Below are 13,430 nucleotides of genomic sequence, written 5' to 3' on the forward strand. Positions count from 1 at the left end.
GAAGGCCCTATTTGGGAAACGTGGCAATCAGCAACGGTATTGTGATGGCTACGACCAAAATGGATGCAATTCCGATAAAAAGCTTTCTTTTCACCTGTAACAAGTCCAAAACCACAAATGCCAGTCCAAGAACGACCAGGATAATGGCAATCTGGGAAAATTCAATTCCCGTGGCAAAACCAAGGAGTGGTATTACCTTATCTTCCTCGCCAGCCATCATCATCTTAAAATAGTTGGAAAACCCAAACCCGTGCACCAAACCGAAGAAGGCAGTCGCCAAAACATGAACGTAGGCTCCAAGTCCTTCAGCTTTACCAAGTACATAGGTGAAATTGAATAGGGCGGTCAATAAAATCGTGACCGGAATCAAGAATTCTATGAGGCCAACATCCACCGTGGCCACTTCAAAGGCCGACAAGGCAAGGGAGGTACAATGGGCGATTGTAAAAATTGTGGCTAAAATGACCACTTTTTTCCAATTTTTAAATGTAAACGGGATCGCCAAGGCCGATAAAAATAAAATATGGTCGTATGCCCCTAAGTCGAGCACATGACTAAAACCCAATTTAATGTAGAACCAGAATTCTTGCATTTTTTATGATTTGATTGATGATATTACGCTGTTCTCCTTACCAAAAGGAAAGTATACATTTTAACCCTAGCTCATTCCCCGTTCTTTTTGAATGGTTTCATAAGCTTTCTGCACTTCCTTAAATTTCTCCTCCGCTCCCCTTTTTATGGCCTCGTTTTCCATGACCACCTTATCTGGGTGGTATTTTTTGGCCATTTTGCGATAGGCTTTTTTAACCTCATCATCGGTGACCGTTTTTTCGATCTCCAATATTTTATAGGCGTTGTCGGCCGATCTGATGAACATGGCCATTATACTTTCAAAATCGTACCGGCCTACCCTAAGATAACCCGCCAATTCTCTCAACTTGTCTACCTCGGCCTTGCTCACCTGCCCATCAGCCTGCGCTATTCCAAATAGGAAATGAAGCAGCTGCAGTCTCACCTCATATCGAGTACGTTGCACCAGATAGGAACATATGTGTTGGGCAGAAACCTCCCTTTTCTTGATTACATCATTGAACGTACGGAAGATGGCGTTGGCCTTTTCTTTACCATATGTACTCAAAAAATACTGTCTTACATAATCGAGTTCCCTCTGGCTTACCTGTCCATCGGCCTTAATAACAATCGAGCAAAGTGACAGCAGGTTGAGTTCAAAATCGGCAGGAGAAACTGAGGGCCTGGTAAAATCTGAAAATACCGAACCTCCACGCCTGGAACCTGAGCCTCCAAAGCTATCCAAGACACTCCCAACAAAAAAGCCAATAATAGCACCTGCAAAACCTCTGATAAAAAATCCAACAAAGGCTCCTGCCCACTTGATCATCTAAAATAAATTTAAAGCCCAAATATAGGCTTTTGCCCCTGAAAGAAACCCCTTTACCTTGTTAAGGGTGCTGTAAAAAATGCGACAAAAGCCGTATCTTTGAATGCTAAATAAAAACAAGATTATGTATCCTGAAGAATTGGTAAAACCTATGAGAGCCGACCTGGCAACTGCTGGGTTTGAGGAACTATATACAAGCGAAGCCGTTGAAGACGCATTGAAACAAGAAGGAACTACCTTGGTAGTGGTAAACTCAGTTTGCGGATGTGCTGCTGCAAACGCTAGACCTGCAGCTAAGTTGAGCTTGCAGAATTCAAAAAAACCAAATCATTTGGTAACCGTATTTGCCGGTGTGGACACTGAGGCGGTAGACACTGCCCGTAGCCATATGGTCCCGTTTCCACCCTCATCTCCAAGTATGGCCCTGTTTAAGGATGGTGAGCTGGTACACATGATAGAACGGCACCACATTGAGGGAAGACCAGCGGAGATGATTGCAGAAAATTTAATGGAAGCGTACAACGATCACTGTTAAACCAACTTCCATAAGAATTTAAAAACCACCCAAGAGGTGGTTTTTTCGTTTTTGGGATTATGTGGTAAATTGGCTTTCCAAAAAAAGCAACTAGGTTTTGCATAAACTGTTATCATATCCTCTTACTCTTATCTATTTTGTTTGTTTCGGGCTAACCTTGGTGATTTTCCATCCCATACAGTGGGTCTGTCTAAATGTATTTGGATATAGAGCGCATAAGGGAAGTGTAAGCATCCTAAATTGGTTCTTGATGCGGTGTACCAATCTTTTGGGAACTCGCTATCATTTTGAAAATGCCCATGCAATACCTAAAAACAAGCCCTTGATCATTGTTACCAACCATCAGAGCATGTATGATATTCCTCCCATTATTTGGTACATGCGAAAGCACCATCCCAAATTTGTGAGCAAAATAGAATTGGGAAAAGGCATCCCAAGTGTCTCCTACAATCTACGACATGGAGGTTCAGCCCTGATAAACCGAAAAGACCCCAAACAATCCATTGAGGCTTTACAGGAACTAGGGCAATATATAGAAAAGCACAACCGTAGCGCAGTCATATTCCCAGAAGGCACCCGAAGTAGAACAGGTGTCCCAAAACCTTTTCGAACCACTGGATTAAAAGTACTGATGAAACATGCCCCTTCGGCCCTTATTGTCCCTATTAGCATCAACAATTCTTGGAAGATGTTGCGTTTTGGGCAGTTCCCGATGGGATTGGGAGCATTTATCAAATTCAAAGTGCACCTTCCAATGGCAATTCAAGGAGATGCGGAAACACAGATTGCCCAAGTTGAAGAACAGATTAAAAATGGCATAATAGAGGTCAAATCATGAATGATTTATTGATAGAGGAAACCAAGAATTTTGTAAGGGAGCAACTCAAACATGCGGAAGGTGGACATGATTGGTTTCATACAGAACGGGTCTATAAAACTGCAAAAAGAATCTCGGAACAAGAACAGGTGGATTCGCTGGTGGTTCAGCTTGCAGCCCTGCTGCATGATATTGCCGACCCAAAATTCCATGATGGTGATGAGGAAATCGGCCCTAAAACCGCCCAAGAGTTTTTAATATCCCAAGATCTTGACACTGATCGGACGGAACATATTACAAACATTATTCGGTACATGTCCTTCAAAAATAGTTTGGACAAAGGCCAGGCCGAGTTTAATTCGTTGGAATTGAAAGTGGTGCAGGATGCAGATAGATTGGATGCAATTGGAGCCATTGGAATTGCCCGGACGTTCAACTACGGTGGATTCAAAAACCGGCCTATGTACGATCCCGACATTGAGCCAAATCTGAACATGACCAAGGAGGAATATAAAAAATCCAATGCCCCTACCATTAACCACTTTTACGAAAAATTACTCCTGCTCAAGGACAAAATAAATACCGATACAGGTCGGGAATTGGCAGCGGAACGGCATCAATTCATGTTAGATTATCTAGAACAATTTTACAAAGAGTGGAATACATAACAAGCTGTATGTGTCTACGGTTGTTTTTTGTATCTTGATTGCTTAACTAAATTAGCCAAGATGCAGAGAAGAAAGTTCCTTAAAAATGCAGCAGCGGGTTCCGCTGCTTTTTCAATTGTTCCAAGCTACGTTTTAGGAAAAACACATGTTGCTCCCAGTGATACACTTTATGTGAGTGCATTTGGTGTTGGCGGACGCGGTCACGGGGTAATTAATGGCCTTGCCAATACCGGCAAAGTAAAATTCGTTTCCTTTTGTGATGTCGATGATAGACGGGCAGAAAGAACTTTTAAGGAGTTTCCCGATGTTAAACGCTATAAGGATTTTCGTAAGGTTTATGATAAGCATTTAAAAGATATTGATGCCGTAATGGTGGCCACTCCCGATCATACGCATGCAACCATTGCGCTCCCATTTATGCGTGAGAAAAAGCATGCCTATGTAGAAAAACCTTTGACCCACAATATTCATGAAGCCCGTTTGATGACCCAAGTTGCGGCTGAAAATGGTATTGTGACTCAAATGGGAAATCAAGGCGCTTCCAGTGATGACAGTCGGATAGCCAGAGAATGGGTGGAATCTGGCATTATTGGGAAAGTGCACACCATAGATTGTTGGACGAACCGACCCGTTTGGCCACAAGGTGTTCCCATACCTGTTGAAAAACAAGCTGTCCCCAAGGGACTTGATTGGGATCTCTGGTTGGGACCAGCAGCAATGCGAGATTACAATGAAGCCTATCTGCCATTCAAATGGAGAGGCTGGTGGGATTTTGGCACAGGTGCTTTAGGAGACATGGGATGTCACATTATGGAAACTCCGTTTAGCGTTTTGGATTTGGGCTATCCTACAGAAGCTGAAGCTAGTTGCACCTCTGTTTGGGTAGGCGATTTTGTGGAAGCTGATTATAGCCCCTCTTGCCCTCCTTCTTCCAAAATTCATTTGAAATTTAACCATGAACACCATGGTGATATTGCACTCAATTGGTACGATGGTGGTTTAATGCCAGATTTACCGGATGAACTTAAAGATGGTGAAGTAGTTGGGAATGGAGATGGCGGGACCGTCATGTATGGTGATAAAGGCATCTTGGTTTGCGACACCTACTCGAGAAACGCACGCTTATTACCTTCAGATATGATGGGCTTATTCAAAGCTCCAAAACCTAAATATCCAAGGGTTCCAGATAGCATGAATGGGCATATTGCCAACTTCGTTGCCGGATGTATTGATGGAGCAGATACTTCTTCCAACTTTGCCAAAGCCGGGCCATTGACGGAAACCGTGCTTATGGGTAATCTTGCCGTGAAAGCCTACCAATACAAAGTATTACAGGATGGCAAAAAGCCAGGCGACTGGGCACCATATAACTATCCCGGAAGACGTAAATTGCTTTGGGATGGTGAGAACATGAAGATCACCAATTACGATAAAGCCAATGAATGGGTGACCCGTGAGTATAGAAAGGGTTGGGAACTTGGGTAGTTTGTTACTCTAATTTGTTCCTTAGATGCGCTTTCACAAGCTCATTTTGGGTTAGGTCAATAGCCTTTTCCAAGACGGAGCGGTATTGGGAATCATCCATCTCTTTTAGCAGTTCAGCTTTTATGGCATAAAACAGACCTGAGTTTTCAAAGCTGATCGTGGAGGACAGTTCCCGCAATTCTTGCAATCCTTTTTTGGGACCGTGGATTTTGGCAAAGGGAACAATTCGGTTTAGGGCTACCATAGGGGAATATTGCTGTTTCAACTGCACATCATAGAGGTGAAGGATACTTTTCCAGTTGGTCTTTTCAAAACTTTTGGCCTCACAGTGGTAATACGATCGAGCTGCTTCCAGGTGATAATTTGAGGGCATCTTATCCAAGGTTCCCGCCCGCTCTAAATGATAGATTCCTATTTGAATGAGTTCCAGATTGTATTTAGAACGGTCTTGAAACTCCAATGTGGCAAGGGTCCCGTTCCCATTCAATCTGGCATCAAAGCGAGACGAATGAAAACACATTAGAGCAATAAGCGCATTTAAATTGGGGTGTTGGCAGTACTTGTTTTCCTGTAAAAGTAATGCCAATCGCAAGGCCTCATAGCAAATATCCCGTTTAATCACTTGGGAACCGGTTGACGCGGCATAGCCTTCCGTAAACAGCAGATAAATCACTCTAAGAACAACAAACAATCTGGATTGAAGTCCCATTTGCACGGGAATCCGAAGCATCTGCACCTCTTTCCGGAATTTCTTTTTCGCCCTTGTAAAGGACTTGGCCACTGCTTCTTCCTTCTTTAACAGGGCCTCTGCCAACTCTTTGTTGCTAAAACCTCCTATCAGCTTTAAACTTAGAATAATTTGATGCTCTTCGGAGAGCGAAGGGTCACAACAGGCAAAAACAAGTTGTAGCTGGCTGTCTGAAATTACATTTTCCAACAGCACTTCATCATTAGCACTTTCCTCAGTCTCGATGGATTTATTTTCCTCGAGATGAGAGGATTTTTTTAGCCTCCGCAGCACATCAATCAGTGCATTGTTGGCGACACGATACAACCAGGCGGTAGGGTTATCGGGCACTCCTTTGTACCCCCAAACCTTCATGGCCTTTAAGAAGGTATCCTGAACTGCATCCTCGATTTTTTCGATATGGGACGTCCCATATTTGCGAAGTAGGACGGCCACCACCTTACCGTACTCGTTTCGGAAAAGGTGTTCTATGGTATTATCAAGCTGGTTGGCACTCATCTTAAATAAAAAAAGCCTGAACCGTGTCAGGCTTTCCTTTTGTCTGTTTTAAAATTAATGGATTTCCTCATCAATGATCTCACGTACTTCCAAAGAGCCCTCTTCAAACCCAAAATGGGGATTGCCCTCGGAAAGCGCTACGGCTTCTTCCATATCCTCAGCGGATATAATGGTATATCCACCCACTACCTCTGCACCTTCGGCAAATGGACCATTGGTTACCAACTCTCCCCGCTTATAGACCACTCTGCCTTCCTGGGAAAGCGGTAAGCCATCGACCAATTTACCTTGGTCTTTGAGGTCATCCAACCACTTTATCCAATCCTTGTTCAAGGTTTCCCTTGCTTCGTCCGACAATTGGTTATAATCGGTATATCCTCCTCGGAACAGCCACAGAAAATTGCTCATCGCCTAATTTCTAGTGTCCGTCCATAGACAGAATTTCCCGTACCTCTACATAACTTCCATCATAATCAAAAATCGGGCATCCCTTGGACATTTCAACAGCTTCGTCAATATCCTTGGCCACAACAATAAGGTAACCTCCTACCACTTCAGCACCTTCGGCATAAGGGCCATTGGTCACCAGCTCACCTTTCTGGTGGACCACCTTTCCATCCTCTGCCAACGGGAGACCGTCCAAAAGCTGGCCCTTTTCCTTTAGACCTCCCATCCACTCCCCCCACACCTGCATATGGGCTTGTTTTTCCTCTTGCGACAATTGGTTATACGTTTCATGTCCTCCTCGAAATAAATACAAAAAATTACTCATCGGTTTCAGTTTATGTCCATAATCTTGGACTGGTTTATACTTTGTTACGTCTTTATGACGAAGACCACGCAACAAATTGGACATCCCCTATAAATTTATTTAAAATTAAGCAGCCTTGCTACTTTCGTATGGCATGTTTATTGATTCGAAATGAATCATGAAAACGCTAACCTCTTTTTTGTTCATTTCCTTTGCATCTTACTGTTTCGCCCAACTGCAACCTCCTGAAGCCTACATATCTTTTTCTGGTTTTTATGAGGATGAATTTGAACCCTCGGCCTACCTCAACTTTTCGGTGGGTACTGAACTTTTTGCCCTAAAGCACGTTGCGCCCGAGGTGGACATAACCTATTATTTTGGTGGACGGTCAGATGAAGATTGGGATGTTGGACCCTCAGGAGAAATTGATTTTCGCTCTTTTCTAGATCGCTTTTTTGATGCCTGGGTATGGGGTGCGGGGCCCAAGCTGTTTATACAGGACGATTATAACCGATTGGTGTTTATTCCAAAATACCACTTTGGTAACCAAAGGGCCATTGGAGACTATTTTGATTCCAATGAAATTGATGAAAGACAAGAGGTCAAAAGCAAGTTTAATTTTTGGACCTTCTCTCTGGGGTATGAGTTTCTTGGGGTTGATAAAATTGGAAAACTAGGACTTTATCTTACATATACCGCTTTCAATGCGGGAAAGTCTTTAAACCAATTGGATTTCTCGGAATTGGGGTATCACAAGCAAAATTTCAACACAAAAGCCATAGGAGTAACTGTACGGTTGTCTACCGGATTCGGAAAACGAAAAGAAGTAAAACAATCTTAAAACAATTTCATCTGCCCAGTTTTATATTGTTCGTGCAGCTCGTAATTTAATTTAGGAAAGACCTTGTCCTTAAAATATTTCTGCCGAGCCAGACGTGCCATATCATGAATCTGCTCGGCAATTTTTCCTTCGCCACGGTTCCGCAACCCAAACCGACTGTCATTCACCGTTCCACCATGGCAATCTTGAATCTGATGTAATACCTTTTCTGCTCTATCCGGCATGGCCCTTCTTATCCAATCGGAAAAAATCTGACCAATGGCTCCGTTTAATCGAACTACCGTGAATCCAAAGGAAAGTGCACCATGGTCTGCGGTGGCCTGTGCCAATTTTAAAAGTTCATGACTATTGATCCCTGGTATCATAGGTGCCAACATTGCATTGACTGGAATCCCATTTTTGGTCAACTCACTAATTGTTTTAAGTCTTTTCTGAATGGAGGCGGTTCTGGGTTCCAGTTTTCTTCTGGTTTTTTCGGAGAGGGAGGTCACGGAAATATTAACGCCTACAAGTTGGTCAGACCCAAGTTCTCTGAGGATGTCCAAATCTCGTAAAATCAATGCATTTTTTGTAATGATGCCCACTGGATGGCGGTACTTTAGAAAAACTTCAAGACATTTTCGGGTGATTTCAAATTTTCTTTCTGCGGGTTGATAGCAATCCGTATTCCCCGACAATACAATGGTTTTTGCTTTCCAGTTCTTATGCCGAATTTTGCTTTCCAAAAGTTCAGGAGCGGCTTTTTTGACCAAGATTTTTCGCTCAAAATCCATTCCTGCACTATAGCCCCAATATTCATGCGCATTTCTGGCATAACAATAAATACAACCGTGTTCACAACCTTGGTAAGGGTTCATGGAATACTCCATTCCCACATCCGGACTAGCCACCTTGTTTACAATAGTCTTTGGAAAAATAGGGATATACTCGATGCTATTGCTCTCAGCCTCTTCACCCTCTAAACGACAGAATTCCAGAAAGTCCTCGCGGATTTCATATACATGCTGCAAGAACCGATTATGCGGGTTTTTTTGGGCACCTCGCCCCTTTTGTAGGTTGTTGAGTTTCATAAAATGGATTTATTCCAAAATTATGGAAATAATCCAATTATAAATTAATGCCCTTAAAAGATATTTACAGGATTACGTTATAGGAAAGATACTTTTACAAGTTGTTTTTTGCTTCCTCTTTTGGCATAGAACAGCATCTTACTTTCATCTATATCCTTTAGGGGTTTGGAGACCATTAAGGGCAGTCGCGCTTCCTGATTGTCTATGATTTTCTCGTAATCCATGACTCCATTTTCATCCAATGAAATCATAAAGACATTTCGGTTACGGCTCAATCCCTGCTTAAAGATCAAACGTTCATTGTTGATCAATTGCGGGTTTTCTGAGGCTGTGCAAATGAAGAAATAGGTTTTTCCATCCTTGCAATACGAACTGTAAGAGGCATAAGCCCCATCGCCCTGGGTCACCTCGGACTTGTTTATGTTTCTAGCCCAGGCGAGCTCTCCATTGGTCTTTAGTTTGGCACTTACAATGTCGTTGTGATGGAAACGTTCCAATTTTACGCGCTGTCCCGCACCGGTAACTTCCATTCCCGTGGTTACAAAGTACTCTTCTGCATTAAAAAATATTTCATTTTCATCGGTAACTTCAACCCCCTTAAAAACAAGGTTTTTGACTACTTTTTCTTCATCCCTACCAAACTTATCCTCCATGAATTGTTGGGAAAATGGATTGTATTTTTGGTTCTGAATCGCCAAGCTGGTCGGATTCACATCAAAATAGGCTATTCCATTGTATCGGTTATCCTTTCTATCGGCGTAAAAACCTGCACAGACCAGTCTGTTCTTTAAAATAATCGGGTATAATGCTTCAGGATATTTCCCAGGGTCTACGAAGGACTGTGTTTGACTTCCATTGGCGGAAACTTTTACCAATTCGTACTGGAACTTTCGCTCATCTACCCTAAAACGCTTTTTCTTGAAGTAGGCCTTACTTACTATATAGGCTGTGGATAAATCCGTGGAAATCGCCACATTTTCAAAGGCATAGTTTTTTTCCTCGATTTCATGCGAAAAATCGTGCTCAAACCTTTTGTTGAGCGAGGTATCGAACAGATGGATGATATGTTTGTTGTTCTTCCCTCTTTTGTGATGCGTGCTGATCACAAATCCTGTCTTTTCTTGATTGAAAAGGATCGAGGTAGAAAATCCGCTGGAGAAATTGCGGTTGTAGTAATTCTTGTCCACCGGGTTCCTTACCTCCTCCGAAGCAATGGACAACAGTTTTTCCTTTTTAAAATTAAAGGCGATAATGGGGCTTGTATGTACCCAATATTCATATTGTCCACGATCGTAGTTATAGTTTAGGAACAGCAGGTTCAACTGGCCATTCTTTAGGAATCCATCCACAAAATCCAGTCCGCGTAGCTTGTAATTGTATTCAGATACCAATTCCAGGTTACTATTGTACTGCTCAATGAGGTATCCTTTTGGTTTCAAGATCAAGCCCTGAAAATAGGCCCTTACCAAAATATAACCCCCGGCCCCATCTTCTGAGATGTTCAACAAGTTGGAGTATCGGTATCTATCATTGAATTTTTCGCCGAAATCATAAGAAACCGGCATTTTTTCCTGGGCATGGAGCCATACCCCAATAAACAACAAGGCTAGCAGTATGATTCTAGATTTCATCATAGTCTGGTTTGGTTATACCATGGCTATGATCCCGGAAAATCTGCTTTTCGCTTTTCAAGGAAAGCTGTTGTTCCTTCTTTGAAATCGTCTGTTCCGAAGCAGGTTCCGAAAGCATCAATCTCCGTTTCATAACCATTTACATCATACTTAAAACCAGCATTTACTGCTTTTATTGCGTATTTTATGGCCACAGGGGAGTTATTCGATATCCTGCTTGCAATTTTAAGACTTAGGGGCAATAATTCGTCTTGGGGAACCACATGATTGACCAAACCATAATCCAGCGCCTTTTTAGCATCTACCATACCTGCGGTCATGATGATTTCCATAGCCCTCCCCTTACCAATGAGTTGGGCGAGACGCTGTGTGCCCCCATATCCAGGGATAACACCCAAAGACACTTCCGGTAATCCCATTTTAGCATTGTCACTTGCTATCCTAAAATGGCACGACATGGCCAATTCAAGGCCTCCACCCAAAGCAAAACCATTTACCGCCGCAATAACGGGTGTGCAGAGGTTGTCCACAAAGTTGAATAGCAGCCTTTGCCCTTCGGCCGCCAAAACCTTGCCTTCTTCCTGTGAAAAATGGGCAAATTCCGAGATATCGGCCCCTGCCACAAAAGCCTTTTCCCCGCTGCCGGTAACCACAATCACTTGGATGTCCTTGTCATCATCCAATTCCTTGAAAGCTTCGTGCAGCTCAGCTATTGTACGCTTGTTCAAAGCGTTTAGCTTTTTGGGACGATTTATGGTAATCGTTGCAATGTTGTTCTCTTCTTCTATGTAAATGTTTTCGTAGTCCATTTATATTTTAATTATAGCTTTATTCCTTTGGGAATCTCACCGCAAAAACGGTTCCCTTACCCTCTTGGGAAGTAAAATCGATACTCCCTTGATAATTCTCCACGATATTTTTAACCATGCCCAAACCGAGTCCCATGCCGCTTGATTTGGTAGTAAACTTGGGTTCAAAAACCTTTTCCTTGAAATCATCCGGAATTCCAATGCCATTATCCGCAACAGAGATTTTAACCTGAGCACCTTCAGATGCCACAGTTACCAAAATCCGGGGAGCATCCACTTCCGGAACAGCCTGAATGGCATTTTTGACCAAATTGGTAACCACGCGGATAAGCTGGGTTCGGTCTAATTTGGCGATGATTTCCTTTTCATCCGAGATAAAATGAATATAATCCTCATGGAAAATTTCCAATGCCAGCTTCACGATTTTGACCACGTTCAAGGTCTCATTTTGTTGTGCGGGCATATTGGCAAAATTGGAAAAGGCCGAGGCTATATTGCTAAGGGTATCTATTTGCTGTATCACCGTCTTGGAAAACTCCTGGATTTTCTGTTCCGCCTTGGGATCGTTGGGATCAAACTTTCGCTGAAAGCTCTGAATGGTCAGCCGTAAAGGTGTCAATGGGTTTTTTATTTCATGGGCCACCTGTTTTGCCATTTCACGCCATGCTTGTTCCCTTTCGCTACGTGCGAGTTTCACCGCACTTTCTTCCAACTCGTCGATCATTCCGTTGTAGGAGTCCACCAGTTTTCCAATTTCAACACTAGGTCGGTCAATATGGATTTTTTCGTTCCGCTTGGTCAGGTTGGTCTGCTCCATTTTGTCTGATATGGTCTGAAGAGAACGAGTAATATATTTCGAAATGAAATAAGCAAATATGATGGCAGAAAGCAACATGAGCAGGTATACCCCGCCTAAGCGAAACAAGAATTCCCGAAGCTCCATGTTGTTAAAGGAATTATCCTCAAAATAGGGCAGGTTAACAATACCTATGGGTTTGGACCTTAGGTCATTGATGTAGGTATAGGATGCCTGATAGTTATCTCCAGCGGCACGTTTTTTCTCCACATAGCGCTTGTTCAGGTTCATATCCAGATTGTTCAGGATTTCGGCATCCAAACAATTGGAGATGGAATCGGCCTCAAAGGCTGGTCTGGAACTTTTGATCAATCCGCCTTCCAGATCATAAATGTTGAAAGGGACATTTTGAACATCGGCAATCTTATAGATTTCATCCCGGAAAATATTCTCAAGATTCTCAGTGCTAACTGGGTAGGTAGTCTCCCTTAAAACGTATGAAATACTCTGGAGAATCTGTTCTTCCTTACGTTCCAAGCGGTTTTCATGATAGTCTTTGCTCTGCTCCCTGTATTGATAGATGGTCACTCCAGCGATAAGCACCGAGGCTATTACCACCAACATGATCATGGTGAAAAAAATGCGGGAACGAAGCGATAATTTTTTAAACAATCCTTGGAAGTTTGGGATTAAAGTTAGCAATAATCGAGCCATTTCAGGTCCAAGTTCAAACCCAATCTACAAGTTCAAAAATTGGTGTTGGAACCAGTGGCGTTCTATCATAACTTTTTTAGGCATTGGGATTTTTATCCCGGATTCTTTTGTATAATCGGATTCCCAACATGAGCAATATGGCCAGCACTAGTATCCCAACGGTTCCGTAAATCCAGTTGAATGCATTTTTCAACACTACCAAAAATACTACCGCAAAAAGTACCAAAGTGGCCACCTCGTTCCAAATCCGCATAAACCGTGAAGTGTATTTTACCTCATCCCGTTGCAATTGTTTAAAAATTTGGTGGCATTTTAAATGGTAGACTATGAGCAATCCCACAAATGCCAATTTTATATGCATCCAAGATTGATTTAACCAACCGGGCATCAAAACCAATAACCAAATAGCGAAGACCGTGCATAGAATGGCAGAAGGCCATGTAATTATGTACCACAACCGTTTGGTCATTAGTTTCAGTTGGTCCGATAAGATCTCCTTATCAGGAGAAGGTTTTTGCCAAGCTTCAATATGGTAAATGAACAAGCGGGGAATGTAGAACAGACCTGCAAACCAGGTTACCACAAAAATCAAATGCAAAGATTTTATATAAGGATATAACATTCCGTCAGTTACTTATGGCCACTGTAAATTTAAGGCTCCGTGTTCC

Annotated in this window: 15 protein-coding genes; 5 read left to right on the forward strand and 10 right to left on the reverse strand. The window is 42.6% G+C overall.

The window, feature by feature from the left end; all coding sequences use genetic code 11:
- Window positions 1-7: 7 nt before the first annotated feature.
- Entirely contained in the window at window positions 8-592 is a 585-nt protein-coding gene (locus BUC10_RS12175; protein ID WP_073179941.1) for a HupE/UreJ family protein, read from the reverse strand.
- A 66-nt stretch (window positions 593-658) separates the two neighbouring features.
- Window positions 659-1,399, reverse strand: coding sequence for a TerB family tellurite resistance protein (locus tag BUC10_RS12180; RefSeq protein ID WP_073179943.1), 741 nt, complete (start codon window positions 1,397-1,399; stop codon window positions 659-661).
- Window positions 1,400-1,523: 124 nt separating this feature from the next.
- On the opposite strand from BUC10_RS12180, the gene BUC10_RS12185 reads away from it, so the two are divergent.
- From BUC10_RS12185 to BUC10_RS12200, 4 genes are all read left to right on the forward strand, one after another.
- Window positions 1,524-1,934 carry a BrxA/BrxB family bacilliredoxin gene (locus tag BUC10_RS12185; protein ID WP_073180145.1) on the forward strand — a complete coding sequence of 137 codons (411 nt, stop codon included), beginning with the start codon at window positions 1,524-1,526 and terminating at the stop codon, window positions 1,932-1,934.
- A gap of 97 nt (window positions 1,935-2,031) precedes the next feature.
- A complete protein-coding gene (locus tag BUC10_RS12190) occupies window positions 2,032-2,772 on the forward strand; it encodes a lysophospholipid acyltransferase family protein (protein ID WP_073179945.1) in 741 nt (246 codons plus the stop codon).
- Window positions 2,769-3,419 (forward strand): HD domain-containing protein, encoded by a 651-nt coding sequence (locus tag BUC10_RS12195; protein ID WP_073179947.1) that lies wholly within the window; start codon window positions 2,769-2,771, stop codon window positions 3,417-3,419. Before BUC10_RS12190 ends, BUC10_RS12195 begins: the two co-directional genes overlap by 4 nt.
- A 60-nt stretch (window positions 3,420-3,479) precedes the next feature.
- Window positions 3,480-4,904, forward strand: a complete 1,425-nt coding sequence (locus BUC10_RS12200) for a Gfo/Idh/MocA family protein (RefSeq protein ID WP_073179950.1) — start codon at window positions 3,480-3,482, stop codon at window positions 4,902-4,904.
- 4 nt (window positions 4,905-4,908) lie between these two features.
- On the opposite strand, the gene BUC10_RS12205 is transcribed toward BUC10_RS12200, so the two are convergent.
- From BUC10_RS12205 to BUC10_RS12215, 3 genes are read right to left on the reverse strand one after another with little or no spacing between them, the layout of a single operon-like run.
- Window positions 4,909-6,150: an RNA polymerase sigma factor gene (locus BUC10_RS12205; protein WP_073179952.1), complete on the reverse strand. Its 1,242-nt coding sequence runs from the start codon at window positions 6,148-6,150 to the stop codon at window positions 4,909-4,911.
- 54 nt (window positions 6,151-6,204) lie between these two features.
- Window positions 6,205-6,558 carry a YciI family protein gene (locus tag BUC10_RS12210; protein WP_073179954.1) on the reverse strand — a complete coding sequence of 118 codons (354 nt, stop codon included), beginning with the start codon at window positions 6,556-6,558 and terminating at the stop codon, window positions 6,205-6,207.
- Window positions 6,559-6,568: 10 nt separating this feature from the next.
- Window positions 6,569-6,922, reverse strand: a complete 354-nt coding sequence (locus BUC10_RS12215; protein WP_073180147.1) for a YciI family protein — start codon at window positions 6,920-6,922, stop codon at window positions 6,569-6,571.
- Window positions 6,923-7,079: 157 nt separating this feature from the next.
- Here BUC10_RS12215 and BUC10_RS12220 point away from each other — a divergent pair, with 157 nt between their 5' ends.
- Window positions 7,080-7,742 (forward strand): hypothetical protein, encoded by a 663-nt coding sequence (locus BUC10_RS12220; RefSeq protein WP_073179957.1) that lies wholly within the window; start codon window positions 7,080-7,082, stop codon window positions 7,740-7,742.
- Here BUC10_RS12220 and BUC10_RS12225 read toward each other — a convergent pair.
- The 5 genes from BUC10_RS12225 to BUC10_RS12245 all read right to left on the reverse strand — a co-directional run bounded on the left by BUC10_RS12225 (window position 7,739) and on the right by BUC10_RS12245 (window position 13,384).
- The gene (locus tag BUC10_RS12225; protein WP_073179960.1) at window positions 7,739-8,812 is read right to left on the reverse strand and encodes a PA0069 family radical SAM protein; all 1,074 of its coding nucleotides are present in this window, start codon (window positions 8,810-8,812) and stop codon (window positions 7,739-7,741) included. The genes BUC10_RS12220 and BUC10_RS12225 overlap by 4 nt on opposite strands.
- Window positions 8,813-8,889: 77 nt before the next feature.
- The gene (locus tag BUC10_RS12230; RefSeq protein WP_084732636.1) at window positions 8,890-10,446 is read right to left on the reverse strand and encodes a hypothetical protein; all 1,557 of its coding nucleotides are present in this window, start codon (window positions 10,444-10,446) and stop codon (window positions 8,890-8,892) included.
- Window positions 10,447-10,469: 23 nt separating this feature from the next.
- Complete coding sequence (locus BUC10_RS12235; protein ID WP_073179962.1) at window positions 10,470-11,252, reverse strand: enoyl-CoA hydratase/isomerase family protein; 783 nt, start codon at window positions 11,250-11,252, stop codon at window positions 10,470-10,472.
- Between the two features lie 19 nt (window positions 11,253-11,271).
- A complete protein-coding gene (locus BUC10_RS12240) occupies window positions 11,272-12,678 on the reverse strand; it encodes a sensor histidine kinase (protein WP_073180151.1) in 1,407 nt (468 codons plus the stop codon).
- Window positions 12,679-12,838: 160 nt separating this feature from the next.
- Window positions 12,839-13,384, reverse strand: a complete 546-nt coding sequence (locus BUC10_RS12245) for a CopD family protein (protein ID WP_073179964.1) — start codon at window positions 13,382-13,384, stop codon at window positions 12,839-12,841.
- Window positions 13,385-13,430 lie beyond the last annotated feature (46 nt).

Origin of the sequence: Flagellimonas flava, assembly GCF_900129665.1 — a bacterium.
In the GTDB taxonomy this organism is placed as follows: domain Bacteria; phylum Bacteroidota; class Bacteroidia; order Flavobacteriales; family Flavobacteriaceae; genus Flagellimonas; species Flagellimonas flava.

Coding starts and splice junctions, on each gene's coding strand:
- BUC10_RS12210 (WP_073179954.1), bottom strand. CDS start 6,558: ATGAGCAATTTTCTGTGGCTGTTCCGAGGAGGATATACCGATTATAAC.
- BUC10_RS12235 (WP_073179962.1), bottom strand. CDS start 11,252: ATGGACTACGAAAACATTTACATAGAAGAAGAGAACAACATTGCAACG.
- BUC10_RS12195 (WP_073179947.1), top strand. CDS start 2,769: ATGAATGATTTATTGATAGAGGAAACCAAGAATTTTGTAAGGGAGCAA.
- BUC10_RS12180 (WP_073179943.1), bottom strand. CDS start 1,399: ATGATCAAGTGGGCAGGAGCCTTTGTTGGATTTTTTATCAGAGGTTTT.
- BUC10_RS12215 (WP_073180147.1), bottom strand. CDS start 6,922: ATGAGTAATTTTTTGTATTTATTTCGAGGAGGACATGAAACGTATAAC.
- BUC10_RS12200 (WP_073179950.1), top strand. CDS start 3,480: ATGCAGAGAAGAAAGTTCCTTAAAAATGCAGCAGCGGGTTCCGCTGCT.
- BUC10_RS12225 (WP_073179960.1), bottom strand. CDS start 8,812: ATGAAACTCAACAACCTACAAAAGGGGCGAGGTGCCCAAAAAAACCCG.
- BUC10_RS12245 (WP_073179964.1), bottom strand. CDS start 13,384: ATGTTATATCCTTATATAAAATCTTTGCATTTGATTTTTGTGGTAACC.
- BUC10_RS12205 (WP_073179952.1), bottom strand. CDS start 6,150: ATGAGTGCCAACCAGCTTGATAATACCATAGAACACCTTTTCCGAAAC.
- BUC10_RS12230 (WP_084732636.1), bottom strand. CDS start 10,446: ATGATGAAATCTAGAATCATACTGCTAGCCTTGTTGTTTATTGGGGTA.
- BUC10_RS12240 (WP_073180151.1), bottom strand. CDS start 12,678: ATGATCATGTTGGTGGTAATAGCCTCGGTGCTTATCGCTGGAGTGACC.
- BUC10_RS12185 (WP_073180145.1), top strand. CDS start 1,524: ATGTATCCTGAAGAATTGGTAAAACCTATGAGAGCCGACCTGGCAACT.
- BUC10_RS12175 (WP_073179941.1), bottom strand. CDS start 592: ATGCAAGAATTCTGGTTCTACATTAAATTGGGTTTTAGTCATGTGCTC.
- BUC10_RS12220 (WP_073179957.1), top strand. CDS start 7,080: ATGAAAACGCTAACCTCTTTTTTGTTCATTTCCTTTGCATCTTACTGT.